Below are 25,938 nucleotides of genomic sequence, written 5' to 3' on the forward strand. Positions count from 1 at the left end.
GCAGGCGCCCTGCGGCGCCTCGGAGTCACGCATCCATCGCGGCGAGCATGTCGGGAATCGTGACAAACTTCTCCCGGGGCTTGCCGAGCGCGGCTCCCCTGCGCTTCTCGGCCGCGTCGATCGTGGCCCAATCCGGATAGCTCACGATGCGTGCGCCGCGGCCGGTCAGGCGCGCGAGCAGTGCATCAGGCGTATCCGAGTGCGGCCGTCGATGGGTGATATCCGCCAGGACGGCCTCTGCGGTCGCAATCCCGCAGCCGCGATTGGTGCCGATCGTGCCGTTCGGCCCGCGCTTGCTCCATCCGCAGACATAGAGGCCCTCGATCACCGAACCATCGGCTGCGACACGTCCGTCGACGTTCGCATGCACGCCGCGATGCGCGTCATAGGGAACCCCGGCCACCGGCGTGGTCTTCCGGCCGACGCTGCTGAGCGAGAGGCCGCATGCGATGTCCTCGACAGCGCCCGATTCCTGCTTGAAGGCGATGGCCTCCAGGCGGCCTCGTCCTCGGAGCGCGACGGGTGACAGACGAAATCGAAAAACGCAGCGCCGCGGCTTCGTCACGGCGGCCTGCGAGAACGCGCGCAGCAACGACAATTTTTCGGTCAGCTCCGGATCGTCGGAAGATCGCGGCTCGAATTCATCGGAGCTGACGTTGCGCATGTCGACGCATGTGTCGCATGTGCTGAGCTCGAGAAAGTCACGCAATTCCTTCGCGGTGAATCTGGCCTGCGCCGGTCCGCCGCGGCCGACGACGTGGATTTCGCGGATCCGGCTCTCTGCCAGCACCTCGAGCGCATGGCGCGCGATGTCGGTCCGGCGCAGCTCGTCCGCGGTCTTGGCTAGGATGCGCGCCACGTCGAGAGCGACGTTGCCATGGCCGATGACGATCGCGGTCTCATGATGAAGATCGAACCGCAGATCCGCAAACTGCGGATGTCCGTTGTACCACGCGACGAAATCGCCCGCCGTGTGGCTGCCCGGGAGTGCTTCGCCGGGGATGTCGAGCGGCCGGCTCAGTTCCGCGCCCGTTGCCAGCACAACGGCGTCATAGGCCTCGCGCAGCTCGGCGATCGAGAGGTCGTCTCCGATGGTTACGCCGCCGATGAAGCGAAACCCGGGCATGGCGGCGATCCGGTCGAAGGCCGTTGTGACCTGCTTGAGCTTCGGGTGGTCGGGGGCCACGCCGAACCGCACCAGCCCGTACGGCACCGGGAGCCGTTCGAACATGTCGACCGTCAAGTGCACGCCCGAGCGCAACAGGGCCTCGGTGGTGTAGAAGCCGCCCGGTCCGCTGCCGACGACGGCGATGCGGCTTTCGTTTGCGACGGACCCCGTCATCGGCCCAGCGCCCGCCTGCGTTCATCGGCCCCCGGCAGAGCCGGCAGGCGCGCACTGATGACGGGAGTCTCGGTCGCGCGCTTGCGGTTGACGTCGATCCAGTACTTCTTGTCCGCGGCGAGGCGATAGTCCGGCTCGATCGCGCCGACCGGGCAAGCCGGCGCGCAGCCGCCGCAGTCGATGCAGTTTTCCGGATCGATATAGGTCATGGCGTCGTCGACGTGGAAACACTCCACGGGACAGACGGTCACGCATTCGGTGTAACGGCAGCCGCGGCAATTGTCGGTGACCACATATGTCATCGTCAGGCCCCGCTGACCTGCACGAGGATGTCGGAGAATGTCGGGGCACGGCCGAGGTCGGCGAAGGCGGGCGGCGTCAGCACGTGAACCGTGGCACCCTTGCGGTTGGAGCGTTGCCAATAGCCGGACGGAGCCACCACCACGCCCGGCATGATGTCGGGCGAAACGGTCGCGAAGGCCTCGAACGCGCCGCGGTCGTTGAACACGCGAATGGGCGCGCCCGCGACGATGCCGCGCTGTGCGGCATCGTCCGGATTGAGGAGCACCGCCTGTTCTTCGCCCGCCTGCGCGGTCTGCGCCGGCAGGTTGCCGTAGTTCGAATTCAGGAAGGCGTGGCTTTTCGGCGAGATCAGGCTGAGTGGATAGCGCGCTGCGAGGATAGGCGCGGTGCGCGGGTTCTCGTTCGGCGGGATGTAGTGGGGCAGGGGATCGACCGGCGTGGCATCCTGATCGCCATTGTAGCCCTGGCGGAACAGCGGCACCACGAAGTTGCCGCCGCCGGCGATGGTCGAGCTGAATTCGCACTTCCCCGATGCGGTCGGAAAATTACCCTCGCGGTGCGGCGCCCAGTCGGCCGGCGCGGGCATGTTGAGGCGCGCATAGCCCTTGGCCTTGACGTCGTCGAGCGTGATGCCTGCGAGCACCGGGCTGCTCCAGTCGAGGGAGGCTTCGATGATCTCGTCGTCGCTCCGGAAGAAGGAGGGGTCGGTGATGCCCATCGCGCGCGCGAGCCGGCGGAACAGCTCGGTGTTGGACACGGCTTCGCCGAGCGGCGCGATCGCCTGGTTGTTGTAGGACAGATAGAGATGCCCCCAGGAGAACATGATGTCCTTCTGCTCGAGCTGCGTGGTCGCGGGCAGAACGATGTCGGCGTATTTGGCGGTGTCGGTCAGGAAGTGCTCGCTGACGACCGTGAAGAGATCCTCGCGTTCCAATCCCCTTTCGAGCTTGCCCTGTTCGGTCACCATCGCCATTGGATTGGCGTTGTAGACGAACAGCGCCTTGATCGGCGGATCGAAGCCGAGCTCGCCCGTCAGCGCAGCTCCAAGGCGCCAGGAATTGAGCACGCGCATCTTCTCAGGCTGGAGATCGGGGCGCATCAACACGTCCCATCTGACCGGGAAGGCCCAGATCGGGAGCTGGAGCAGTCCGCCGCCGACGTGCTTCCAGGCGCCGATCAGTCCCGGAAGACAGGCGATCGCGCGCACGGTCTGACCGCCGCCGGCATGCCGCTCGACCGCGACGCCGATGCGCACGACGGCCGGAGGCGTCGTCGCATATTCCCGCGCCAGCTTGACGATGTCGCTGGCGGGAATGCCGGTTTCCTGCGAGGCGAATTCGGGTGTGTAGCTGGACGCCCGTTCGGCCAGCTCGTCATAGCCCACGGTGTATTTGTCGACATAATCGCGATCGACCAGATTCTCCTTGATGATGACGTGGATCATCGCGAGCGCCAGCGCAGCGTCGGTGCCCGGACGGATCGGAATGTGCCAGTCGGCAAGGCGTGCGGTGCGGGTGCGGACGGGATCGATCACCACGAGCTTGGCACCGGCCTTCTTCGCCTGCTCGATGAACGGCCAGTGATGCGAGTTCGTGCTCAGCGTGTTGCAGGCCCACAGGATGATGTACTTCGAGTGCACGAAGCTCTCGGGATCGACGCCGGGCGTGTGCCCGATCGTCATCATGTACGCGGTGCAAGAGCCGGAATCGCAGAAGGTGCGCTCCAGAACGGTCGCGCCGAGCTTGTTGAAGAGGGGATCGCCGACGTTCAGCCCGTTGATGATGCCCTGCGTGCCCAGATAGCTGTAGGGCAGGATCGCCTGCGCGCCGTGCTCGGCAATGGCGGATGTCCAGCGCGAGGCGATGGTCGCGAGCGCTTCCTCCCAGGAGATCCGCTGGAACTGCCTGGTGCCCTTCGGTCCGACGCGTCTAAGCGGATACAGGACGCGCTTGTCGCTGTAGACGCGCTCCTCGTAGTTGTTGACCTTGACGCAAAGCCGTCCACGCGTGAACGGATGATCGGGATTGCCGCGGACGGCGATGGCCTTGCCGTCCTCGACCGTGGTCAAAATCGAGCAGGTGTCCGGGCAATCGTGGGGGCATGCGCCGATGACCGTGGTCCTTGCCATGGATCTCTCCTGATTTGAGGCAATCCGAAGGATGCGGCGGCCGGGCGCGGTCTGGCTTTTCAAAATGTGCGGTGTTGTTGTCCCGGACTGCTCTCGGCCCGTGGACGGCTGGCCGGATGTCTGGCATGCTAATTGCTGGATCCGGCAAGACCTTTTTACCCACATCGCGCTTTCTGGCGGAGATTGACGATGGGTATGCTTGGCAACTCTGTCGACAAATATGTGACCGGCCGAATGCTTCAGACGTCGAACGACCGGCGATGGGGGCATCTCCTTGCCGAGCGATGGAGCCACGAGCCGGGCGATCTGCCGCCGCAATTGCCGCGGGACACCGAAATCGCAATCCTGCTGCGTGGCAATTCGGTCGTCGACCGCGAAGGTGCGGGCATGCGGCAGCGCACTTTCGGCAGAAGGGGCACCGTGTGGCTGTGTCCGGCCGGCATCCGCGAGGATTTCATCCGCGTCGAGAACCAGATGCAGGAATGCCTGCATCTCTTTCTTCCCGGACAACCATTCGACGACACGATGCTCCGGGATCTCGATATCGATCCGTCGGGAATGTCCATCCGCTATGAAAGTATCGATCAGGACATGTTCATCGAGCATGTCGCCTATCGGATCCTCGGAGAGCTGGAACACGAAACCTCCACCGGCCGCCTGTTGGTCGAGAGCCTCGGACGAGCCCTGTCGGCTCATCTCGTGCACAGTTACGCGGCGACGTCAGTCCGGCTGAAGCAATCCCATGCCGTCCAGAAGCCGCTCGATGCCAAACGGCTGTCGCGTGTGACGGAGTTCATCGACGCATCGGTCGAGCGCGATGTCACCGTGAAGGATCTGGCCTCGGTGGCCTGCATGAGCCCCGCGCACTTCTCCCGCAGCTTCAAGGCCGCGACAGGTAGCGCACCGCACGAATATGTCAGCCGTCAGCGTCTCGATCTGGCCAAGCGGCTGTTGTCCACCAGCGATCGCCCCCTGGTCGATATCGCTTTTGCCGCAGGATTTTCATCGCAGGCCAATTTCAACCGCGCCTTCCGCAAGGCGGTCGGGACGACGCCGAGCCTGTACCGGGCGCAGAAGGGGCGGGACTGAGCTTGCCGGAACGTCCCGTGCGGCTGCTGACGGGCGGCTATGTCCGGGGACGGACTGCGCCATCTGACGGTGCGGCTTGTCGATCTCCCACGATGACATCATGCCCGTGTTTTGCCCGACGGGTCAAGTGTGTTTCGAAAAATACGAAATTTCGGAGCGCGATGGGTCATCTGATCGATCACGGCACGACCGTCGGCCAAGCTTCTAGAAAAACGAAGTCGCGTCAAAGGCCTGGCTACTGTGCATGGGGTTGTTTTCGCAGTTCCTGTCGTGAGGGCCCCCACGAAGGGCAGAGCGGCCCCCTCAGCCCCGCGGACCGCGCAGCTGTGCGGTCAGCCGGTCCATCGCCTCCGCCACGTCGCGCCACTGCGACAGCCAGCTGCGCGGAAAACGGAAGGTGAGGTCGGCGCCGCCGACGCGACGCTCGGCGAGGCACATGCCGGGGGTCGCCCCATCGCGCGTGCAGCGCGCGGCCAGCGCCGGGCTTGCGGCCGAATAGAGATCCTCGCTGCCGTAGGGCGTGTCGGTGCGGAACGTCCGCATCGTCAGGCCGTCTGCAGGGTTCGCCATGGCCGGGTCGAGATAGCGCGGATAGATCGTCGCCATTCGCAGCTCGGGCGAGAGCGCATCGTGATGGGCCGCGATCGACAGGAAGATGCGGTCGATCGATTGCACCGCCGCTTCCACCGTGTCGGCGGTGACGTGCTTCGGCGCGCCGGGCGGCTCCAGCGAGGGATAGAGGAAGTCGAGATCGATGCGCTCCTGTGGCCCCGAGTGCCGCTGGATCTTCATGCGTATCGCGGTCACTGGCAGGTTGAACAGCGTGCCGCCGATGCTCACCGGCAGCTTGTCCGGGGCGTTGACGCCCCTGGCGCCCCAGGTCGGCCACAACAAATAGGCGACGAGCGCAACCGCGCATGCCGCGGCAGTGCCGGCGAGCACGATCGGGACGACATGCGCGCGGGTGCGCGCGCGGGGGGACCTGAGGGGAGCTGCCGAAAACACCGTCATGAATTGCGCAAGTCAGCCGGAGGTCGGCCGATGGCCGACGAATCAGCGGCGAATATGCCACGCGAGGGCGGTTTCGCGGAGCATTCCCGGCTGCGGGAGGCGGGGACGGCCCTGCGTGGACCGGCCGGCCGCGTTAACCTTCCCTTAAGGATAATGTAGCGTTAACCGGCACTCTTTGTCACAGGTAGGCTCCGGCGTTGCGTAAATGCGGACTGTTCCGATGACACCCGAAGCTCTCAATACCTTCTTCTCGATCTGCATCGGTTTCGCGCTCGCTGGCGCGCTCGTGAACGGCTACCAGGCGCTCGCGCAGCGGCCCGCCGGCTTCGGCCTGTTGCAGGATGGTGTGGCGCCGAAAACTTTCGCGGCGGTTCCGTTCCTGGTGTTCGCCGCGCCCTTCATCATCATGCGCAACACGCTGCGCGGCGTGCGGGTGGAAAGCCGCCGCGTGGAATTCGTGATGATGGCGACCGTCATCGCCGCCTTCTGGAGCATGATGAGCGGCACCTTCTTTCTGATGACGCTGCGCGCGGCCGGCATTCTGGTCTGATACCCGCACTTTGAGTGCGGCCGGCCCTTTGCGTCGGGGGCGCCGTTTCGCTATGGCTGGGTCAACCCGACAGGAGACCTTGATGGCGATCTACGAGCTCGACGGGCAGGCGCCCGATCTTCCCGCCGACGGCGATTATTTCATCGCGGAGACCGCGACCGTGATCGGCCGCGTGCGCCTGAAGCCCGGTGCGAGCGTCTGGTTCGGCGCCGTGCTGCGCGGCGACAACGAGTGGATCGAGATCGGCGAGGGCGCCAACGTGCAGGACGGCTCGACCTGCCATACCGATCTCGGCTTTCCGCTTCACGTCGGCAGGAACTGCACGGTCGGCCACAATGTCATCCTGCATGGCTGCACCATCGAGGAGGGCGCCCTTGTCGGCATGGGCTCGATCGTGATGAACGGCGCCAGGATCGGCCGCAACAGCATTGTCGGCGCCGGTTCCGTCATCCCCGAGGGCAAGGAATTTCCCGAACGTTCCCTCATTATCGGCTCGCCGGCGCGGGTGGTCCGCACGCTCGACGACGCCCAGGTGCAGCGAATGGGAGGCGCGGCCAAGTTCTATGTCGCCAACGGCCCGCGCTTCAAGAAGGGCCTGAAGCGGATCGGTTGACGCATCGCGGTATGGCGCGGAGTGTGGACATCAATCAGCCCGGCAGCTGCCCGTGAATGGGCTCCGATGATGCAGGCCGCGCATTGCGCGGCGAACGCGACGGCCGTTGCGCCTAGGACGCCTGTTCCGGAACCTGTCTTCACCGCGTCGGTTGACCGGCAAAGGAGACTTCCGATGGCCAGATCGTCTGCAAGCGGTTCAATCAAGACTACGATCATGATCCTCGCACTCGCGGCCTTGCCCGCCTTATCGTTCGCGCAAACGACCGGCGGCTCTGCCGGATCGAGTGGAGGCTCGGTGGGATCGACTGGAGGCTCGGTCGGATCGGCCGGCGGCTTTGCCAATTCGCCAGTTCCGCCGCCGGGTCTCAACAGCCTGGGTACGGCTCAATCATCCGGCCCTGGCTCCGGAGTCACCACCGGCATCGGCGGAGGTGAGGCGACAGATGCCGCCGTCAATGCTGAGAACCGGCAGCTCGACAGGAAAATCAAGAGCATCTGCCGCGGCTGCTGACGCTCGCGCGGAAGTGAGACAGCGTGGCTGTCACGAGTTCCCAACTGACGTTAGCTTGGTCCTGCTTTGAAGCGTGGAGTGTGTCCACGCGGAGGATCGAGTGATGTTTCGCAAGATGATCGTGACGGCGCTGACTGTGGCGGCGTTCGGACTGTCGGTGCCGCAGGCGGCCGAGGCGCGCGGCGGCTTCGGACATGGTGGCGGCTTCCATGGCGGCGGCTTCCATGGTGGGGGCTTTCGCGGCGGTGGCTTCCATGGGGGAGGCTGGGGGCATCGCCACTGGCATGGCGGCGGCTTTTGGCCAGGTGTCGCAATCGGCGCGGGTTTCGTCGGTGCCGGCTACTACGGCGGCTATTACGGCTACGGTTATCCCTACTACGGCGATCCCTACTATTACGGCCCCGGCTACAACGACGGTTACGGCGGCTGCTATGTCGCGCGGAAGCGCGTCATGACGCCGTCGGGATGGCGGTACCGTCGGGTCGACGTCTGCGAGTGAGACCGCAATAACCTGTTAAAGAACAAGGCCGTTGACGCAGTATACCGTCAACGACCTTGCCAGCCCCGGATATTGAAATCGGCTCACGCCATCCGGTAGCGCTCAACATCGCGCGGAATCCTACGGGCGAATGTGATCCAGTTCACAAGTGGCGAAAATAAAGTTCCCGCGGCTGTCGGCTCAGCTGCGCGACCGCTTGCGCGCGCTGGCCTGGACGCGGTGCCGCGCCGGTTTCCTGCGGGTAACCGACGGTGTCTCGACCTCGGTCGCCCGCGCACTGGCAAATGACTGCCGCAAGCCGTCGATGGATTCGTTCAGGGTGGCAACCTGATCTGACAGGCGCTTGGTATCGGCCTGTTGCGCGGCGAGCAGCCGCTTCATGGTCAGGAGCTGGTCCTGCACCACCTGGAGCTGGTCGATCGATTCCTGCTGGGTCGCCTCCAGACCCTTGGTCTTCTCGACCAACTGCTCGGACGCCTGGGCCGCGCGCGCCTGGAGTTGCCGCGATGCCACCATGCGGTCGCTCTCAGGGGCGGCGCCGGTATAGGCACGCCAGATCGCGATTGAAGTCACGCCCGCGATCAGGAGCAAGAGGGCGGCAGCGGTCAGCGCGATGGGCTGACCGCCAAGGCGAAGGAAGGAGGTGGACGGTGTGTCCCGGGCGAGATCGATCATCGCTGACAAAACCCAAATGGAAACTTGGCGAATGGCGAAGACCGGCAACCCAGAGGGCCACCGGGGCGTCCCGAAAGCCTTAGGTTTCGGCAAGGAATAGGACCAAAAAGAGGCTGGTTGGGATTAATGGGACGGGCGGGTGCAAAAAGAGGTTCAATAACACCTTTTTTGCCGCTCTTTCGCGAGATCCGGTCGCAGGCGTCTGCCCGAGGATGCGTTGCTGATCCGGTCGTCAGCTGCGCTCGTCAGTGATTCCGCACCAGAATCGGTAGGCGAGGCCGACCGCCGCGGTGTGGGTGCGGCCGGGCACACTGACCCTGTGCTCATGCCGTCCATAGGTATCTGCTGCTGCCTACGGCTGAAACTGCGACAACAATCCATCATAGGGCTTCGATCGCGGCGCGGCATAGGGCCCGAGCCGGGAGGTCTTCAACCCCAGTCGCACCAGTGATTCCGCCAGGGCCACCGCAGCAGTGACGCCGTCGACCACGGGCAGGCCGTGCGTGGCGGCGAGTTCGGCGGCCAGGTCGGCCATGCCGGCACAGCCGAGCACGATGGCTTCGGCGCGGTCGTCGCGGATCGCGGCCGTGATCTCCGCCGAAATTCTGCCGAGCGCATCGGTATTGCGCTCTTCCAGTGCGAGCACCGGCACTTCGGCGGCGCGGACGCGGGTGCAGCGCTCGGCGAGTCCGTATTTTCTCAGATTGTGCTCGATTGGCACGATGGACACACCGAGCGTCGTCACCACGGCGAAGCGCGCGGCGATCAGGCTCGCCATGTGGAAGCCTGCTTCGCCGATGCCGATCACCGGCGCCTTTGCGGCGGCGCGTGCGGCGTCGAGGCCGGTGTCGTCGAAGCAGGCGATGACGTGCGCATCTGCACCGTCGCGGTCGGCTTCGCGGATGCAGCCGAGCATGCCGGGGACCGCGAAGGCCTCGTCGTAAAAGCCCTCGATCGAGACCGGACCCATCGCCGGCTGACGCGCGTCGATCACCGTGCCGGGCAGGGCGACGCTGCGCGCCGCAGCGGCGATCTTCGCCGTCATCGACGCGGTGGTATTGGGGTTGACGACGTGAAGCCGCATCGGATCAGACAAGTTCCTTCTCAGACGAGCCCCTTGCCGGCGTCCGAACCCTTGGCCGCCTGCCGCTTGTTGAGCATGTGGATGGTGCCGAGCGCAAGCGAGATCACGGTGAACGAGACCGCCGAGATCACCGTGCCGAGCGCATAGATGTCGGGGTTCGTCACGGTGGTGGTGAGGCCCTGCAGATCGAGCGGCAATGTATTTACCGCACCGATGGCCTGGCTGGAGCGGGCGAGTTCGTCCCAGGACAGCGTGAAGCCGAACAGGCCGATGCCGATCACCGACGGCAGGATGATCGGGAGCACGACGTGACGGAAGGTCTGCCATGGTGTCGCGCCGAGATCGCGCGCGGCTTCCTCGAGGCGCGGGTCGAAGCGGTTGAAGATCGCGAACATGATGAGCAGCCCGAACGGCAGCGTCCAGGTCAGATGCGCGCCGAGCCCGGAGGTGAGCAGGCCCATCGAGGTTTCGAAATTCTCGTTCCAATGCGCCTTGATCAGATCGTCGATGATGCGGAATTCCAGCGAGATGCCGAGCGAAGTGATGATCGAGGGCACGATCAGGCTCGCGATCGCCGAGTAGAACAGGATGCTTTGCGCCTTGAATTTGCGGCGGAACGCCATGCCGGCGGCGACCGACAGCACGACGGTGACGATCATCACGATGATGCCGAGCAGCAGCGAGCGGCGGAAGGCCGCGCCGAGATCGACGATGCCGGTGCCCTGGAACAGTTTCGCGATCCAGAAAGTCGAGACGCCGTTCATCGGGAAGGTGAGGCCGCCCTGCGGCCCCTGGAACGACAGCACGTAGATCGCGATCATCGGGCCATAGAGGAACAGCACATAGGCCGCGAAGAAGATCGCGAGCACGTAGAAAGAGCGCGGACGTCCTTCCCTCATGCTCAGAGCTCCCTCTTGATGTCGACGATGCGCGACATCATGGTGATGATCAGGAAGGTGATGACGAGCAGGATCACCGCATTCGCGGCGGCGGCCGGGAACTGCAGAGCATTCACCCGCGTCTCGATGATCTTGCCGGCGGCGGCGATCTGCTGGCCGCCCATCACGCCGATGGTGATGAAATCGCCCATCACGATGGTGATGACGAAGATCGAACCGATCACGATGCCGGGCTTGGACAGCGGAATGATGACGTTGACGAGGGTCTGGAAGCCGGTGGCACCGGCGTCATAGGCCGCCTCGATCAGCGATTTGTCGATGCGCACCATGGAATTGAAGATCGGCACCACCATGAAGAAGGTGAAGAGGTGCACCAGCGCCAGCACGACGGAGAACTCGGAGAACAGCAGCCATTCGATCGGATGGTTGATCAGGCCCGTCTTCATCAGGCCCGAGTTGACGAGGCCGTTGCGCCCGAGCAGTGGAATCCAGGCGATCATGCGGATCACGTTGGAGGTCCAGAACGGGATCGTGCAGAGCAGCGAGAGTCCCATCTGCCAGGTCTTGGACCTGACGTGGAAGGCGAGGAAATAGGCGACCCAGAAGCCGATGAACAGCGTGATGGCCCAGACCATGAAGCACAGATTCAGCGTCTTTAGATAGGTCTTGCCGATGGTGCAGAGATCGGGGAGCTGTGCGATGCAGCCCTCGAACGTGTCGGTGTAGCCGCGGCCGGAGAAAGCCGGCAGCAGCTGGTATTCGTTGTAGTCCCAGAACGAAACGATGACGACGAAGACGAGCGGGATCAGGAAGAAGGCGAGAAACACCAGCATCATCGGCCCGGCCTGGAGCCAGGAGATGAAGGACGGCGATAGGCGCGTCGGCTTTGCGGCGCGCGCTGTGCCCGACCCCGGGATCAAGCCCGGGGTTGCCTGTTGCAGAACTTCTTCCGACATGTCCGTTACGCCGCGATGAACTCATTCCACTTGCGGACCATGTAGTCGTTCTCGTCCATCACCGCGTTCCAGCAGGCAACGGCGCCCATGCGGTCCTCGTAGGAGCCGCCGTCGCGCACCGCGCCCGCCTTCTCCAAGAGCGAACCGTCGGGCGCCTTGATGTCCTTCTCGGCCGGCTTGCCTTCCATCCAGTAGGCCCACTCGTAGGGCTCCATATGCGCCTTCGCGGTGGAGAGGACGGCCGAGTAATAGCCCTGGCGGTTGAGATAGGCCCCGGCGTAGCCGGACAGGAACCAGTTGACGAACTCATAGGCCCATTCGAGCTTCGCGCCCGAGACGCCCTTGGAGACGCAGAAGCCGGAGGCCCAGGAGCGGTAGCCTTCCTTCAGCGGCTGGAAGGTGCAGGCGATCCCCATCGAGCGCACCTTCGTCACCGCCGGCGACCACATCGACTGAATGACGGTCTCGCCCGAGGCCATCAGGTTGACGCTCTCGTTGAAATCCTTCCAGAAGGCGCGGAATTGACCGGCCTTCTTGGCTTCGGTCATGACCTTCATGGTGAGATCGATCTCTTCCTTGGTCATGTTGCCCTTGTCGGCATATTTGTACTTGCCGGAGGCTTCCACGACCATCGCGGCGTCCATGATGCCGATCGAGGGGATGTTGAGGATCGAGGCCTTGCCCTTGAACTCGGGGTTGAGCAGCTCGGACCAGGAATTGATCGGCCGCTTGATCAGGTCGGGGCGGATGCCGAGCGTGTCGGCGTTGTAAACGGTCGGGATCAGCGTCACGAATTCGGTCGCCGACGTCGCGAACTTCTTGGAGTCCTTGCCTTCGAGGTAGAGCACCTTCCAGGGCGCCGTGCCCTGGCCGCCGATCTTCTTGCCGCCGGGCGTCTCGCCCTTGGTGAATACAGGCGTGATGTTGTCGAACTGTTTGATCTTCCTTGCGTCGAGCGCGAGGATGTTGCCCGACGGCACGATCTTCTTCAGCGAGAAATATTCGGTGTCCAGCACGTCGAAGGAGTTCGGCTGGGTCATCACGCGCTTGGTGACGTCGTCGGTGGTCGCGGTGATGTATTCGAGCTTGATGCCGGTGTCCTTCAGGCACTGCTTGGCGATGTCGTCGCCCTCGTTCACGGCGGTGCCGAGATAGCGCAGCACCTTCGCGTCGGCCGACTTCACGTAGGGAAAGCCTGTGATCGCCCCCGAGCCGGCCGCAAGGCCGGCGAGACCTGCGGTGCCCTTGAGCAGCGTGCGGCGGCTGACGCCCTTCGTCCTGGTGGTCTCGGTCATGTCATCACTCCTCTGTTGCGCATTCCGGTGATTGATCGGCGCTATTGCAGGGGTTGCGCCTTGGCGGGATCCCAGGTGGCCAGCACGCGGTCGCCCGGACGGAACGGGTGGACGTCGAAGGCGGCCTCGGGAAGGTGGGAGAACAGGGCGGTGCCGTCGTCGAGCGTGAGCGAGACGGCGATGTAGGAGCCCTGGTACTCGGTCTGGGTCAACAGCGCCGGCGCGCCGAACGCGCCATCAGTGAACGGCACGATGCCGAGTTGATCGGCTCGCACGGCGATGAGCTTGCCGGAGTCGCTGAGGACGTTGTGGCCGCCGATGAAGCGCGCCACGAATTCGGTGCGGGGATGGTGGAAGATGTCGCGTGCCGTGCCCTGCTGCTCGATCCGGCCCTGGTTCATCACCACGATGTGGTCGGCGAGGGCCATCGCCTCTTCCTGACCGTGGGTGACCTGTATGAAGCTGATGCCGAGCTCGCGCTGCAGCCGCTTCAACTCGCCGCGCATCTTCACCCGCAGGAACGGATCCAGCGCGGAGAGCGGTTCGTCGAGCAGGAGGATCTGCGGCTCGGTGATCAGCGCGCGGGCGAGCGCCACGCGCTGCTGCTGGCCGCCGGAAAGCTGCGCCGGGAGACGGCCCGCATATTGGCTCATCGCGACCAGCTCGAGCAATTCGCCGGCGCGCTTGTGCCGCGTCGACTTGTCGATCCCGCGCATCTTCAAGGCGAAGGCGACGTTGTCGAGCACGCTAAGGTGCGGAAACAGCGCGTAGGACTGGAACATCATCGCCGTGCCGCGCTTGGCCGGCTCGAGGTCGGTGACGTTCTGCGCGCCGAGGATGATGTCGCCCTCGCTGACCGCCTCGTGGCCCGCGATCATGCGCAGGGTCGAGGTCTTGCCGCAGCCGGAGGGGCCGAGCAGGCAGCAATAGGTGCCGGCCGGGATTTTCAGGTTGACGTTGTCGACCGCCAGCGTGGTGTCGTAGCGCTTGGTGACGGCGACCAGTTCGAGAGCTGCGGGAGTGGCCATGGCGTGTCCGAGCAGGGGCGATGCTTCCCGCCTCTCCGCAAGCTCCGTGCCAACAACCCTCAGCCAACCGATTTCAGAAAACTGTGCAGTGGAGTCAGATCGTTAGGTCAATTCCGACCTCGGCTGGCTGGCCGGCGCCGGCGCGACCACATGCACACAAAACGGGCGAGGATTGTATAAAGTTTCGCCTGTGATTGGATACAGCTCGTCGATTACCATTCGGCCGAACGTCGCCGATCGAGCCCTCACACCCATGGCCGCCAAGACCCGCCCGAAATCCGATGCGCCAGATGCGAGCGATCGGGTCAGCCGTATCCGGGAGGGCGTGACCGCCGCGATCCTCGAACATCGCCTGCTGCCGGGCACGAAGCTCGGCGAGGACGAGATCGGCGACATCTACGGCGCGAGCCGCACGCTGGTGCGCACCGCGCTGCAGCAGCTCGCGCATGAGGGCATCGTCAACATCGAGAAGAACCGCGGCGCCTTCGTCGCGCGCCCGACGCCTGCCGATGCCCGCGAAGTGTTCGAGGCGCGGCGCCTGATCGAGCCTGCCATCGTCGATCACGCGATCGATGCGGCGTCTCCGGCCTGGATCAATCGCCTGCAGCGCCATCTCACCGAGGAACGCGAGGCGGAGCTGCGCGGCGATGCGCGTGCCTCGGTGCGGCTCTCCGGCGAGTTTCATCGTCTCGTCGCCGAGATGAGTGGCCACAGCATCTATCTCGGCTTCCTCAAGGAGCTGATCGCGCGCTCCTCGCTCATCATCCTGCTCTACCGCCGCCACGACACGCCGGCCTGCGGCACCGATCACCACGCCGGGATCGTCGAGGCGATCGGCCGGCGCGATGGCGAGGCCGCGCGCGCGCTGATGTTGTCGCATCTGCAGGAGATCGAGGCCGAACTGTTCCTGAAAGAGCTCGACGCCGCGGATCGGCGGCTCGCCGACGTGCTGGGCGCCTGAGCGGTCCTGATACTAAAGCGTGACCCGGAAAAGTGCGCAGCGGTTTTCGGAAAAGATCATGCTTGAACGACAAGCGCGATCACGATTCATCCTAATCGCGTCGCGCTTTAGCGGCGCGCGGAGGCCTTCGCCGGGTTTCGCGCCGTCTGCTTTGCAGCCGCGGGACGTCGCTCATAGGCCGCGAGAAACACGTTGATGCCATTCTCGATCAGCGCGCGATGGCGGGCCGGGCTCGGCGTCTTCATCGAGAGAGCCCATTTCAGGATCTCCTTGCCTTGGATCAGGCTGAGAAACTGCGTCGCGGCCATGGCGACGTCGGGAACGTCGACAAGGCCCTGCGCCTGCGCCGCACGCAGGAAGGCAGCCACCTCGGCGTCGCAGCGCTCCGGGCCCGACTTCATGAAGACCTCGGCCACGCGCGGGTAACGCGAGGCGCAGGACATCACGAGCCTGTGCACGGCAAGCCCGCGCGGATCGAGAAAGGCTTCGAGGAACGTCGTGCCAATGGCGTGGAGTTCTGCCCTGAGATCGATCCTGCCGCCGTGGTCGCGCCATAGCGTCTTCGGCCCGAAGCGCTTGCACTCCTCGTTCACGAGCGCCAGCAGCAGATCGTCCTTGTCGTCGAAATGAACGTAGAGCGTCGCCTTCGAGACCCCGGCCTCGCGCGCGATCGCGTCCATGCTGGTGGCATCGAAGCCCTGATCGAGAAAAAGAACGCGAGCGCTGTCGAGAATCCGGCTGTGCTTGGCCCTGGCTCGCGGCTTCTGACTCGTATCGGCCGGCTCCTTGGTCTCTCGCATCTGCGCCTTATGCACTGTCGTCGTCATCGACCCGTAACCCCACGGCTTGACTTTTGGTTCCAACCTGCAACATACAGCCTCCCAGACAAAAACTAAACGGTTTAGTTCTGTGACATCTGACCATTGCGGCCCGCGCCGGCGCTGGCTTTCCGTCGTGGCCGACCGCCAGGGCAGGGCACTTGCCAGGGCGAGCATGCTGCTTCCCGGAGTTCTGCTTGCGTCCTGTGCCGTCGGGCCGGACTTCGTCACGCCCTCGAGCCCGGGCGTCGACGGCTTTACGCGGGAGCGCCTCGCCAGCACGACGAGCGCCCCGGTTGCCGGCGGCGGCGCGCAGGGCTTTGCCTCCGGCAGCGACATCTCTGGCTATTGGTGGACGCTGTTTCGGTCGAAACAGCTCAGCGCCTTTGTCGAGGAGGCGGTGCGCAACCATCCAGACGTCCAGGCGGCCCAGTTCGCGCTGCGCAACGCAAGGGAAACCATGCTGGCGCAGCAGGGCAGCCTGTTTCCGCAGGTGACGGCGAACGGATCGGCGGAGCGCGATCAGGCTTCGACGACCCAGCAGGGTTACTGGCCGGGGCAGACCTCGAACTATGCGCTCTATGGCGCCTCTGTCAGCGTGTCATACACGCTGGACATTTGGGGCGGCACGAGACGTCAGGTCGAATCCCTCCAGGCGCAGGCCGACTACCAGGCGTTCAAGCTCGAGGCGACCTACCTTGCGCTGACCGCCAACGTGGTCACCGCCGCGATCACGGATGCCTCGCTGCGCGATCAAATTGCCGCGACCGAGGAGATCATCAAGGCCGAGTCGGACCAGCTCGTGCGCATCCAGCGCCAGTTCGGCGTCGGCGCGAACTCGAAATCGGACGTACTGTCGCAGGAAGCGACGCTGGCGCAGGCGAAGGCCACGCTGGCACCGTTGCAGAAGCAGCTGGCGCAGCAGCGCAATCAGCTGATGGCCTATCTCGGGCGGCTGCCGAGCCAGGACCGGGGTGAGCACGTCAGGCTTGCCGATCTGCGCCTTCCCGGACGGCTTCCTGTCTCGCTGCCCTCCACACTGGTTCGCCAGCGCCCCGACATCCGCCAGGCGGAGGCAACGCTGCATCAGGCGACCGCAACCGTCGGCGTCGGCATCGCCAACCTGTTGCCACAGCTCACCCTGTCCGGGAGTTACGGCGCCAGCGGTTCGGAGCGGCTGTTCTCGCCCACCACCATCGTCTGGAGCGCGGCCTCCAGCGTCAGCCAGAAAATTTTCGACGGCGGGACGCTGTATCACACCAAGGAAGCCGACGTGGCGACGTTCGAGCAGGATCTGGCGCTCTACAAGAGCACGGTGGTGACGGCGTTCCAGAACGTCGCCGATTCGCTGCGTGCGATCCAGTACGACGCCGCGACGCTGAAGGCACAGGCGGCCTCGGAGCAGGCCACGGCCGACAGCCTCGCGATGGCCATCGAGCAATTCAAGATCGGCGCGGTCCCCTATGTGACCGTGACCAACGCGCAGCAATCCTATCTCAATGCGCGGGTGTCCCGCATCAAGGCGCAGGCAACGCGCTTCACCGATACGGCCGCGCTGTTCCAGGCGCTCGGCGGCGGCTGGTGGAACAGGACGGACGAAACTCCGGACGCGCTGCCGCGCGCCAATGCCGGCTATTTCGCCGGCCCCGACAAGAAGACCGAGGACGCGTTGCGATGATCAAGCGTATGACAATCATGCTGTGCGGGATGGCGATCCTGTTCGGCGGCCTGTACGGATTCCAGACCTTCAAGGCGATGATGATCCGCAAGGCGATCGGCGCGATGGCCAATCCGCCGCAGACCGTCTCCACCGTGGTCGCCGCCAACGCGCCTTGGCAGCCCAGCCTGAGCGCGGTCGGTTCGCTGCGCGCCGTGAACGGCGCCGACCTCGCGCTTCAGGTCGCGGGCATCGTCCAGAGCATCCAGTTCTCCTCCGGTGACAGCGTCGCGGCGGGGCAGCCCCTGCTGTCGCTGGTCGCAACCGACGACATCGCCAAGCTGCACTCGCTGCAAGCGACGGCCGAGAACTACGCCATCGTGCTCAAGCGCGACGAGGAGCAGATCAAGTTCAACGCGGTCAGTCAGGCGACCGTCGACAGCGACAAGGCCAATCTCAAGAATGCGCAGGCGCTCGTCGAGCAGCAGAAGGCGGTGGTCGAGCAGAAGACGCTGAAGGCGCCGTTCGCCGGCCGGCTCGGCATCCGCGCGGTCGATCTTGGTCAGTATCTGAGCGCCGGCACGAGCATCGTTACCCTGCAAAGCCTCGATCCGATCTTTGTCGACTTCTATCTGCCGCAGCAGGCGCTGGCGTCGATCAGCATCAACCAGGATATCGCGATCTCCGTCGATTCGTTTCCGACCGAGCGATTTACCGGACAGATCACCGCGATCAATGCCAAGGTCGATTCGAGCAGCCGCAACGTCCAGGTCCGTGCCACGTTGCGCAACGGCGAGGCGCGGCTGCTGCCGGGCATGTTCGCCAAGGTCGAGATCGCAGTCGGCAAGCCGGACCAGGTCGTCACGGTGCCGCTCACGGCGATCGTCAGCAACTCCTACGGCGATCTCGTCTACCTCGTCGACAACGTGCACGACGGTCAGGGCACCGCCCGTCAGATGTTCGTCAAGACCAGGCCGCCCAAGGGCGATCGCGTCGCAGTAACCGAGGGGATCAAGCCGGGCGAGACGGTGGTGATTGCCGGCCAGCTCAAGCTGCGCAACGGCAGCCCGGTGAAGATCGACAACACCCACGTGCCGGTCGCCGAGGCCGCGCCGAACATCGTCGATCAGTAGACCGACCACGAAATCCAAGCGGGTAGGCATAAGCGATGCGTTTCACCGATATCTTCATCCGCCGGCCGGTTCTGGCGCTCGTGGTCAGCGCCCTGATCCTGGTGCTCGGCCTGCGCTCGATGTCGACGCTGTCGATCCTGCAATATCCGCGCACCCAGAACGCCATCGTCACGGTGACGACCACCTATGCGGGCGCGGATTCCGACATCATCGCGGGATTCATCACCACGCCGCTGGAGAACGCCATCGCGCAGGCCAACGGCATCGACTACATGACGTCGACCAGCGTCACCGGCACCAGCACCATCACGATCAATCTGCGGCTGAACTACGATTCCGGCAAGGCGATGACGGAGATCAACGCCAAGGTCAATTCGGTGCTCAATCAGTTTCCGAGCGGAACGCAGCAGCCGACGCTCACGCTCAAGGTCGGCCAGACCATCGACTCCATGTATATCGGCTTCGCCAGCGAGGTGCTGGCACCGAACCAGATCACCGACTATCTGACGCGCGTGGTGCAGCCGCGGCTCCAGGCCGTGGCCGGCGTGCAGACCGCCGAATTGCTGGGCGCGAAGAAGTTTGCGCTGCGTGCATGGTTCGATCCGGACAAGCTGGCGGCCTACGGCCTCACCGCGAGCGACGTTTCGACGGCCCTGTCCGGCAACGACTATATTTCGGGCCTCGGCTCCACCAAAGGGCGCCTGGTGCAGGTCGACCTCGCCGCCTCGACCAACCTCCATTCGCTGGAGCAGTACCGCAACCTCGTGGTCAAGACCGTCAATGGCGCCATCATCCGCCTGCGCGACGTCGCCAATGTCACGCTCGGCAACGACGATTACGACAGCGAAACGAAGTTCAACGGCAAGACGGCAGTCTATATCGGCATCCAGACCGCTCCGACGGCCAACCTGCTCGACGTGATCAACGGCGTGAAGGCGGTGCTGCCGGACATCAAGGCGCAGCTTCCGAACGGGCTCGTCGGCGAGGTGCTCTACGACTCCACCGATTTCGTCAATTCCTCGATCGAGGAGGTCGTGCATTCGCTGGTGGAAGCGGTGCTGATCGTGATCGTGGTGGTGTTCCTGTTCCTGGGCTCGTGGCGATCGGTCCTGATTCCGGTCATCGCGATCCCGCTGTCGCTGATCGGAACATTCGGGCTGATGTTGCTGATGGGCTTTTCCATCAATCTGTTGACCCTGCTCGCACTCGTGCTCGCCATCGGGCTCGTGGTGGATGACGCCATCATCGTCGTGGAGAGCGTGCACCGGCTGATCGACGAAGGTGTCGCGCCGGTCGAGGCCGCGATCCAGTCCGCACGCGCGCTGGCAAGCCCGATCATCGCCATGACCGTGGTTCTGATCGCGGTCTACGTGCCCGTGGGATTCCAGGGCGGCCTCACCGGCGCGCTGTTCACCGAGTTCGCCTTCACCCTGGCCGGCGCCGTCACGGTGTCGGCGGTGATCGCGCTGACGCTGTCGCCGATGAACTGCGCCTGGCTGCTGCGCAAGACCGAGCGCGATGCGACCAATTGGGAAGCGCGCCTGGTGCGCGCGATCGACCACGTGCTGGAGCGGCTCTCGAGCGCCTATCGTCGCCGGCTCGAGGCCGTTTTCCGCATGAAGCCGGTCGTGGCCGTGTTCGCGCTGCTGCTGCTTGCCGCGATCCCGTGGCTCTATGCGACCTCGACCAGCGAGCTTGCGCCGGACGAGGATCAGGGCGTCGTGCTCTCGCTGACATACTCGGCTCCGTCCGCAACGCTCCAGCAGCGGCAGTTCTATGGCCGGCAGCTCTACGAGCTCGTGGCCGAGCGCCCCGAGACGGCGACCGTGTTCCAGATCGACACCTCGACCCAGGTGATCAGCGGCTGGGTGCTGAAGCCCTGGGAGCAGCGCGTGCTGACCACGAAGACGCTCCAGCCGGAGTTCCAGAGCCTACTCAACACCATCGCCGGCACGCGCTCGGTCGCGTTCCAGCCCTCGCCGCTGCCGGGCAGCAACGGGCTTCCGATCCAGTTCGCGATCGGCACGACCGGCTCGTTCAACGAGCTCGACACCGTCTCGCGGAATTTCATGGCAGAGGCGCTCAAGACCGGCCAGTTCATCTTCCTCGATACGGATCTGAAGGTCGACAGGCCGCAGACCATGGTCGTGTTCGACCGTGACAAGGCCGGCGCCCTCGGCTTGAAGATGAGCGACCTCGGCGGTGCGCTCGCCACCATGCTGGGCGGCAACTATCTCGATTATTTCAGCCTTGACGGCCGGTCCTACAAGGTTATTCCCCAGGCGGTGCAGAACCAGCGACTGACCAGCGACCAGTTGCTCGGCTACTACATCCGCGTCGGCGACAACTCCATGGTGCCGCTGTCGACGGTGGCTCATCTCGAGAAGAAGACCGTTCCCCAGTCGCGCAACCACTTCCAGCAGATCAATGCGGCGACGATCTCGGGTGTCGCGATGCCCGGTGTCTCCATGGGCAGCGCGCTGGCGACCTTGAAGGGTCTCGCGAAGACGTTGCCGGTCGGCTACACGGTGGATTTCGGCGGTGCCTCGCGGCAGCTCGAGCAGGAGTCGGGCGGCTTCGTCACGACGTTCGCGTTCGCCGTCATCATCATCTTCCTGGCGCTCGCCGCGCTGTTCAACAGCTTCCTCGATCCCATCGTCATCCTGGTGTCGGTGCCGATGTCGCTGGCCGGCGCCCTGATCTTCATCAGCCTCGGCATCGGCGGCGCGAGCCTCAACATCTACACCCAGGTCGGGCTGCTCACCCTGATGGGCCTCGTCAGCAAGCACGGCATCCTGATGGTCGAGGTGGCCAACGAACTGCGCCTCGAGGGCAAGGCGGCGACGGAGGCGATCATCGAGGCCGCGGCGATCCGGCTGCGGCCGATCCTGATGACGACCGCGGCGATGGTGCTCGGCGTCGTTCCGCTGATCACCGCGAGCGGAGCGGGCGCGGTGTCGCGCTACAACATGGGCCTCGTGATCGCGACGGGACTGTCGATCGGCACGCTGTTCACGCTGTTCGTGGTGCCGGTCGCTTACGCCCTGATCGCGCGGCCAGCGGCGGCTCCGGCTGCCGCCGAGACAGTGCCGGCATAGCCCAAAAAGTTGCGCCCAGCCATTGGGGGATGGCTGGGCGCGCGCGAACCGGTCTGGGACGGGGAGGGGTGGGGATGTGACCGGGCCGCGTAACTCGTTGTCTCGTTTCTACTGATCCTTCGCGCTGGCGGTGGAGACCGCCGGCTTGGTATCGCCCAGCGAGACCCAGACGTTGGGATCGCTCTGCGACTGGCGCTTGACGAAGCGGTAGCCGGTCTCCGTCCAGGCGACGACGTTCTCGTTTTGATTGTCGAGAACGAACTCGCCCTTGTCGGTCTTCACCGTCAGCACCGCGTGGCCTTCGCCCTTCTTGTCGCGCACGACGGTGATCAGCAGGGCCTGGCGCGGCCATCCGGCGTCGATCAGCATCTTGCGCTTCAACAGCACGTAGTCTTCACAGTCGCCGTAGCCGTCTGATGGCAGCGACCACTTCTCGATCACGCCCCAGTGCTCCTGGTCGGTCAAAGGCTTGACGGTCTCGTTGACCCAGCGATTGACCTTGACGAGGTCGCGCCATGCGGCTTGCGACATCACGATGTCGCGCGGCTGCATCGGTGCGCCCTGGCACTGGGCGGCATTGTCCGCGCAGAACTCGACCCAGCCGATCGGCGCACGCGTGGTGTCGCCGAGGCTCGCGTAGAGCAGACGGCTTTCGCCGGCCTGCGCCGTCGCGCTGATCCCGAAGAGCATGGCGGCCAGCGCCAGCCTCTTCCCCTGTCCCCTGAAGTCAAACATTGCGGTCCCCGTTTCTTGTTGGGACCACGTTTCGCACGGAGCTTTTGAGTTGCCGCTAAGTCAACCAAGTCAAGTCGAGACGAATGCAAGTAAAAAGCGCGGCGAATTCGATCTATACTTGAATCGAATTCGAATAAAATTCGATATGACTGCAATCGATTCAAATTTTACCGATTAACGCGGAAACGCTGGCAGAAGCGGCATTCGCGCCCGATCGCGACCGACGCGTTAACCGCAAGGCGGCCGTCGCGGGACGTGAAAAAGGCGGCGTCCGCATCCCGGAGGCCGCCTTCCAGATTGGAAATAATGAGGTTTTCGCGTCCGCGCGCTTTACCGCGCGGTAACGCTCTCTTCGAGTGTCTCGATCGGCTGCTCGTGCAGGAACTCCAGCGCGAAGCCGTCTTCGATGTTTCGGACCACGCGGCCCTGGACCCGGCCGAGCAGAACCGTCGATTTCAGCGGCGGGCGGTTCTCCGCGGCGATCGCGGCCCCCGACAGCGAGAGGTCGATGATGCGGCACGTCATCTTGGTGCCGTCCTCGAGCGTCAGCACCGCGATGGGGTTGCGCGGCACGATACGGTCGTGGCGGCGGTCCTCCGGCAGGTTGAGGATGTCGCGATTGGCGAGCCAGGTCAGCTGCGCCGCGAGCTTGTCGCGCTTCCTCGGCGTCGCGCCGATCGTCATGGCGAAGCCGTTGTCGATGATGCGGGTGATCTTGCCCTCGACGCGGCCGATATGGTCGAGATAGGCGACCACGCGGTCGCCGACATTGCCGATGCCGGGCGCGAGCAAAGCGAGGCCGCCCGGCGACATGTTGATCACCTGGCAGGGGAATTCCCGGCGGTCCGGCAGCATGTAACGGCCGAGCAGGTGCACCTTCACCCGCTGGAAACGCCGACGTTCCTCGGCGGCCGGAAGAAATTTTTTGTTCGCCAACGCCATTTTCACAACCCGACCCCCCGCCTGGCGGAGTCCGGCACGACCCTAAGGTGCATAGGGTTAATGTCGCGTTAGGATTGGGCGCGGCGGCAACGGACAGACACAATGCGTTCGAAAAGCCACATCAGGGGCGGGCACGCCAGCACCGCCAGTGCGCCGAGGTCGAGCGCGACCGCCGCGGTCCCGGCCGATTTGGCGAGCCGACCCGCCACCGCTGGCCCCAGCATCATCGCCGCATAGAAGAAGGTATAGAACACGCCCATCCCGATCGCCCTGGTGTCCGGGGCGAGCACGCGGGCGGCGAGGCTCATGATCGGCCCGGCCGGATGGCCTCCGATGAGGCCGATCAGGACCAGGATGGTGATCACCGCGTCCGATCGCGGCAGCCAGGCCAGCAGTCCCGCCACGATGAGGCTGGCCCCGATCGCCAATATAAAGGGTCGCTTGAAGCGGTCGGCGAGATAGCCGCCTGATGGCACCGAGATCACCGACAGCCACATCACGAGGCTGATCGCCGAGCCCGCCGCGGCGATGCTCCAGCCGCGCTCGGCCAATAGCGTCGGGCCGAACGAGAAGATCATGGCGAAGCCGACATTGTAGAGGCCCCAGATGAGCCCTGCGACGATCACCGCCAGCAGCGCCAGCGGATCGAGCCGGCCTGAGCCGGCAGCGCCGGCGCCTGCTCCCGGCGGCGGCTGGTAGAACGTGATCAGCAGGATGCCGATCGCGGTCAGTGCGCCCACGGACAGGAACACGGCGCCCGCGCCAAGGCCGGTGCCGATCGCCGGCAGCACCAGCAGCGAGATCGCGACGCCGGCCGGCCAGGAATTGACGAAGATCGCCATCGCGGTCGCGATCTCCTTTCCGGCGAACCAGTCGGCGGCCATCTTGGTGAGCTGCACCGTCAGCAGCACGCCGCCGGCGCCGGCGGCGAGGCGGCCCGCCATCTGCACGCTCCAGACGTCTGTGACGGCCATGACGAGGCTGCCCGCCGTCATCAGCAGCAGCGCGGCAATCGTCGTCGGCTTGTCGCCGAGGGTCCGGCCGATGGCGCCGCCCGGCAGCGCAAGCACCACGCCCGGCGCGAAATAGAGCCCGATCAGGATGCCGATATCGGCGATGCCGACGCCGAAGGTCTGTTGCAGCAGCGGCGCGACCGCCGCAACACTCTGGAACTGGAACGCGATGGTGAGGCGCACGACAAACAGGATCGCAAGAATGCCCCAGCGATTGCGCAATGCCTCATCTCCCAAAGGTCTCGAGCGTGCGGTGGGGAGACGCCGGAGTCAATCGGCTGTGTCGTAACGCTGCGCCCTCATGCCCCCTTCGCCGCGCGCTGATACAGCAGAGCCAGCAGCGCCAGCAGCACGGCGGCCGACAGGCCGAGCGACCAGTGGATGCCGATCGCCGCGCCTGATACCCCGACCGTGATGCCGCTGAAGGCCCGCATGCCGAGCCCTGCCATGTTGTAGAGGCCGACGACCCGGCCGCGGATGTCGTGCGGCGCGCTCAATTGTACCAGCGCCTGCGCCATGGTGTTGAAAGAGAGCTCGAAGAAGCCTGCGAAGAACAGTAGCGCGATCGCGACCGGATAGACCGGCACCAGGGCGAAGCCGAGCAGCGCCACGCTCCACAGCATCGCAAGCGCGATCGCGATGCGCGGCGTCCCCTTGAGGCGCCCCCAGGATTCCAGCGCGATTGCTGCGAGCACTGCGCCGGCCGCATCGGCCGCGAGCAGCACACTGTAGGAGACGCCGGGATCGCCATGTCCGAGATCGCCGGCAAAGCCCGGCATCTGGGCGTGATAGGCGTTGCCGATCATGAAGGAGGTGAGGCCGGCAAGCCAAGTCATGGCCGACAGCACCGGCTGGGGGCCGATGGCGCGGATGGTCAGCACGATGTCGGCGAATCCGCGGACCGCGAAGCGCCGCACGGCCGTGGCCTTGTCGCGCGCCGGCGCCCAGAACAGCCAGAGCAGCATCGGCAGATAGAACAGCGTGTTGAAGATGATGCCGTGCGAGGTCCCGAGCGTCAGCATGATCACGCCGCCGACCGCCGGCCCAACGAGGATACCGAGATAGCGCGCCATCGCGTTGAGCCGCACTGCGCTCGGCAGGTCGGCGGGGCCGACGAGGTCGTAGAGCAGGAGCTGGTTCGGGGTTTGCCAAAGGACACCGGCGCAGCCATGGATCACCAGGAGCAGCATCGCGTGCCACATCTGGATCGTGTCGGTGAGGAAGAAGAAGCCCCATCCGGCGGAGGCGATGATGAACAGCAGCATGCCGCACTGGATGATGCGGCGCGGGTCGAACCGGTCGGCCAGCCCGCCGACCGCGACCGAGAACAAGAGGAACGGCAGCCAGTGCGACAGCACGGCGAATCCCCCCAGCGTCGGCGAATGGAATTTCTGGAACACCACCCAATAGCTGATCACATGCTCGATATTGTCCGCCATCATCGCCAGCACGTAGGCGGTGAACTGGAGCCGGTAGGGCGCGGACTTCATCGCCGCAAACGATCCGGATGCGGCCACGGGATTTCGGGGGAGGGGATTCAAGCGAGCACCTGGGCGGGACTGCTCGGGCCTTACACGTTCGCTGGCGACGGCTCAA

General features: G+C 64.9%; 24 protein-coding genes. 9 read left to right on the forward strand and 15 right to left on the reverse strand.

Features of this window, described 5'->3' with window-relative positions; translation table 11 throughout:
• Positions 1 to 25 precede the first annotated feature (25 nt).
• Genes XH96_RS15345 through XH96_RS15355 form a run of 3 tightly spaced genes read right to left on the reverse strand, consistent with a single transcriptional unit; the run spans position 26 to position 3,773 of the window.
• Positions 26 to 1,342, reverse strand: coding sequence for an FAD-dependent oxidoreductase (locus tag XH96_RS15345; protein ID WP_194393220.1), 1,317 nt, complete (start codon positions 1,340 to 1,342; stop codon positions 26 to 28).
• Positions 1,339 to 1,644, reverse strand: a complete 306-nt coding sequence (locus XH96_RS15350) for a ferredoxin family protein (protein WP_061882850.1) — start codon at positions 1,642 to 1,644, stop codon at positions 1,339 to 1,341. The genes XH96_RS15345 and XH96_RS15350 overlap by 4 nt, the downstream gene beginning before the upstream one ends.
• A gap of 2 nt (positions 1,645 to 1,646) precedes the next feature.
• Positions 1,647 to 3,773 carry a molybdopterin-dependent oxidoreductase gene (locus XH96_RS15355; RefSeq protein WP_194393221.1) on the reverse strand — a complete coding sequence of 709 codons (2,127 nt, stop codon included), beginning with the start codon at positions 3,771 to 3,773 and terminating at the stop codon, positions 1,647 to 1,649.
• Positions 3,774 to 3,962: 189 nt separating this feature from the next.
• Here XH96_RS15355 and XH96_RS15360 point away from each other — a divergent pair, with 189 nt between their 5' ends.
• The gene (locus XH96_RS15360) at positions 3,963 to 4,862 is read left to right on the forward strand and encodes an AraC family transcriptional regulator (RefSeq protein WP_246790091.1); all 900 of its coding nucleotides are present in this window, start codon (positions 3,963 to 3,965) and stop codon (positions 4,860 to 4,862) included.
• Positions 4,863 to 5,165: 303 nt separating this feature from the next.
• Here XH96_RS15360 and XH96_RS15365 read toward each other — a convergent pair whose 3' ends face one another.
• Positions 5,166 to 5,873: a hypothetical protein gene (locus tag XH96_RS15365; protein WP_194393222.1), complete on the reverse strand. Its 708-nt coding sequence runs from the start codon at positions 5,871 to 5,873 to the stop codon at positions 5,166 to 5,168.
• Between the two features lie 220 nt (positions 5,874 to 6,093).
• On the opposite strand from XH96_RS15365, the gene XH96_RS15370 reads away from it, so the two are divergent.
• The 4 genes from XH96_RS15370 to XH96_RS15385 all read left to right on the forward strand — a co-directional run bounded on the left by XH96_RS15370 (position 6,094) and on the right by XH96_RS15385 (position 8,048).
• On the forward strand, positions 6,094 to 6,423 hold the full coding sequence (locus XH96_RS15370; RefSeq protein ID WP_194393223.1) for a hypothetical protein: 330 nt from the start codon (positions 6,094 to 6,096) through the stop codon (positions 6,421 to 6,423).
• An 82-nt stretch (positions 6,424 to 6,505) separates the two neighbouring features.
• Positions 6,506 to 7,036, forward strand: coding sequence for a gamma carbonic anhydrase family protein (locus XH96_RS15375; protein WP_194393224.1), 531 nt, complete (start codon positions 6,506 to 6,508; stop codon positions 7,034 to 7,036).
• A gap of 174 nt (positions 7,037 to 7,210) precedes the next feature.
• Entirely contained in the window at positions 7,211 to 7,549 is a 339-nt protein-coding gene (locus XH96_RS15380; RefSeq protein WP_194393225.1) for a hypothetical protein, read from the forward strand.
• Between the two features lie 103 nt (positions 7,550 to 7,652).
• Complete coding sequence (locus tag XH96_RS15385; protein WP_194393226.1) at positions 7,653 to 8,048, forward strand: hypothetical protein; 396 nt, start codon at positions 7,653 to 7,655, stop codon at positions 8,046 to 8,048.
• Between the two features lie 180 nt (positions 8,049 to 8,228).
• Here the strand turns inward: XH96_RS15385 and XH96_RS15390 are convergent, their stop codons facing one another.
• The 6 genes from XH96_RS15390 to XH96_RS15415 all read right to left on the reverse strand — a co-directional run bounded on the left by XH96_RS15390 (position 8,229) and on the right by XH96_RS15415 (position 13,985).
• Positions 8,229 to 8,723 (reverse strand): hypothetical protein, encoded by a 495-nt coding sequence (locus XH96_RS15390; RefSeq protein WP_194393227.1) that lies wholly within the window; start codon positions 8,721 to 8,723, stop codon positions 8,229 to 8,231.
• A 352-nt stretch (positions 8,724 to 9,075) separates the two neighbouring features.
• Entirely contained in the window at positions 9,076 to 9,807 is a 732-nt protein-coding gene (locus XH96_RS15395) for an aspartate/glutamate racemase family protein (RefSeq protein ID WP_194394141.1), read from the reverse strand.
• Positions 9,808 to 9,827: 20 nt separating this feature from the next.
• A complete protein-coding gene (locus XH96_RS15400) occupies positions 9,828 to 10,706 on the reverse strand; it encodes an ABC transporter permease (protein WP_194393228.1) in 879 nt (292 codons plus the stop codon).
• Between the two features lie 2 nt (positions 10,707 to 10,708).
• A complete protein-coding gene (locus XH96_RS15405) occupies positions 10,709 to 11,662 on the reverse strand; it encodes an ABC transporter permease (RefSeq protein WP_194393229.1) in 954 nt (317 codons plus the stop codon).
• A gap of 5 nt (positions 11,663 to 11,667) precedes the next feature.
• Positions 11,668 to 12,957: a PotD/PotF family extracellular solute-binding protein gene (locus tag XH96_RS15410; RefSeq protein WP_194393230.1), complete on the reverse strand. Its 1,290-nt coding sequence runs from the start codon at positions 12,955 to 12,957 to the stop codon at positions 11,668 to 11,670.
• Positions 12,958 to 12,998: 41 nt separating this feature from the next.
• Entirely contained in the window at positions 12,999 to 13,985 is a 987-nt protein-coding gene (locus tag XH96_RS15415) for an ABC transporter ATP-binding protein (protein WP_194393231.1), read from the reverse strand.
• Positions 13,986 to 14,238: 253 nt separating this feature from the next.
• Between XH96_RS15415 and XH96_RS15420 the strand changes: the two genes are divergently transcribed.
• Entirely contained in the window at positions 14,239 to 14,946 is a 708-nt protein-coding gene (locus XH96_RS15420; protein WP_194393232.1) for a GntR family transcriptional regulator, read from the forward strand.
• Between the two features lie 107 nt (positions 14,947 to 15,053).
• On the opposite strand, the gene XH96_RS15425 is transcribed toward XH96_RS15420, so the two are convergent.
• A complete protein-coding gene (locus XH96_RS15425; protein ID WP_246790092.1) occupies positions 15,054 to 15,773 on the reverse strand; it encodes a TetR/AcrR family transcriptional regulator in 720 nt (239 codons plus the stop codon).
• Between the two features lie 166 nt (positions 15,774 to 15,939).
• Between XH96_RS15425 and XH96_RS15430 the strand changes: the two genes are divergently transcribed.
• Genes XH96_RS15430 through XH96_RS15440 form a run of 3 tightly spaced genes read left to right on the forward strand, consistent with a single transcriptional unit; the run spans position 15,940 to position 21,652 of the window.
• Complete coding sequence (locus XH96_RS15430) at positions 15,940 to 17,442, forward strand: efflux transporter outer membrane subunit (protein ID WP_194394143.1); 1,503 nt, start codon at positions 15,940 to 15,942, stop codon at positions 17,440 to 17,442.
• The gene (locus XH96_RS15435; protein ID WP_246790093.1) at positions 17,439 to 18,554 is read left to right on the forward strand and encodes an efflux RND transporter periplasmic adaptor subunit; all 1,116 of its coding nucleotides are present in this window, start codon (positions 17,439 to 17,441) and stop codon (positions 18,552 to 18,554) included. The genes XH96_RS15430 and XH96_RS15435 overlap by 4 nt, the downstream gene beginning before the upstream one ends.
• Positions 18,555 to 18,589: 35 nt before the next feature.
• On the forward strand, positions 18,590 to 21,652 hold the full coding sequence (locus tag XH96_RS15440) for an efflux RND transporter permease subunit (protein ID WP_194393233.1): 3,063 nt from the start codon (positions 18,590 to 18,592) through the stop codon (positions 21,650 to 21,652).
• A 108-nt stretch (positions 21,653 to 21,760) separates the two neighbouring features.
• On the opposite strand, the gene XH96_RS15445 is transcribed toward XH96_RS15440, so the two are convergent.
• The 4 genes from XH96_RS15445 to XH96_RS15460 all read right to left on the reverse strand — a co-directional run bounded on the left by XH96_RS15445 (position 21,761) and on the right by XH96_RS15460 (position 25,832).
• Complete coding sequence (locus tag XH96_RS15445; protein ID WP_194393234.1) at positions 21,761 to 22,387, reverse strand: transglutaminase-like cysteine peptidase; 627 nt, start codon at positions 22,385 to 22,387, stop codon at positions 21,761 to 21,763.
• 330 nt (positions 22,388 to 22,717) lie between these two features.
• Positions 22,718 to 23,329, reverse strand: a complete 612-nt coding sequence (locus tag XH96_RS15450; protein ID WP_061882830.1) for a PilZ domain-containing protein — start codon at positions 23,327 to 23,329, stop codon at positions 22,718 to 22,720.
• A gap of 68 nt (positions 23,330 to 23,397) precedes the next feature.
• On the reverse strand, positions 23,398 to 24,564 hold the full coding sequence (locus tag XH96_RS15455) for an MFS transporter (RefSeq protein WP_194393235.1): 1,167 nt from the start codon (positions 24,562 to 24,564) through the stop codon (positions 23,398 to 23,400).
• A gap of 77 nt (positions 24,565 to 24,641) precedes the next feature.
• Positions 24,642 to 25,832: an MFS transporter gene (locus tag XH96_RS15460; RefSeq protein ID WP_194394145.1), complete on the reverse strand. Its 1,191-nt coding sequence runs from the start codon at positions 25,830 to 25,832 to the stop codon at positions 24,642 to 24,644.
• Positions 25,833 to 25,938 lie beyond the last annotated feature (106 nt).

This window comes from Bradyrhizobium sp. CCBAU 51765, assembly GCF_015291725.1.
Taxonomy (GTDB): Bacteria; Pseudomonadota; Alphaproteobacteria; order Rhizobiales; family Xanthobacteraceae; genus Bradyrhizobium; species Bradyrhizobium liaoningense.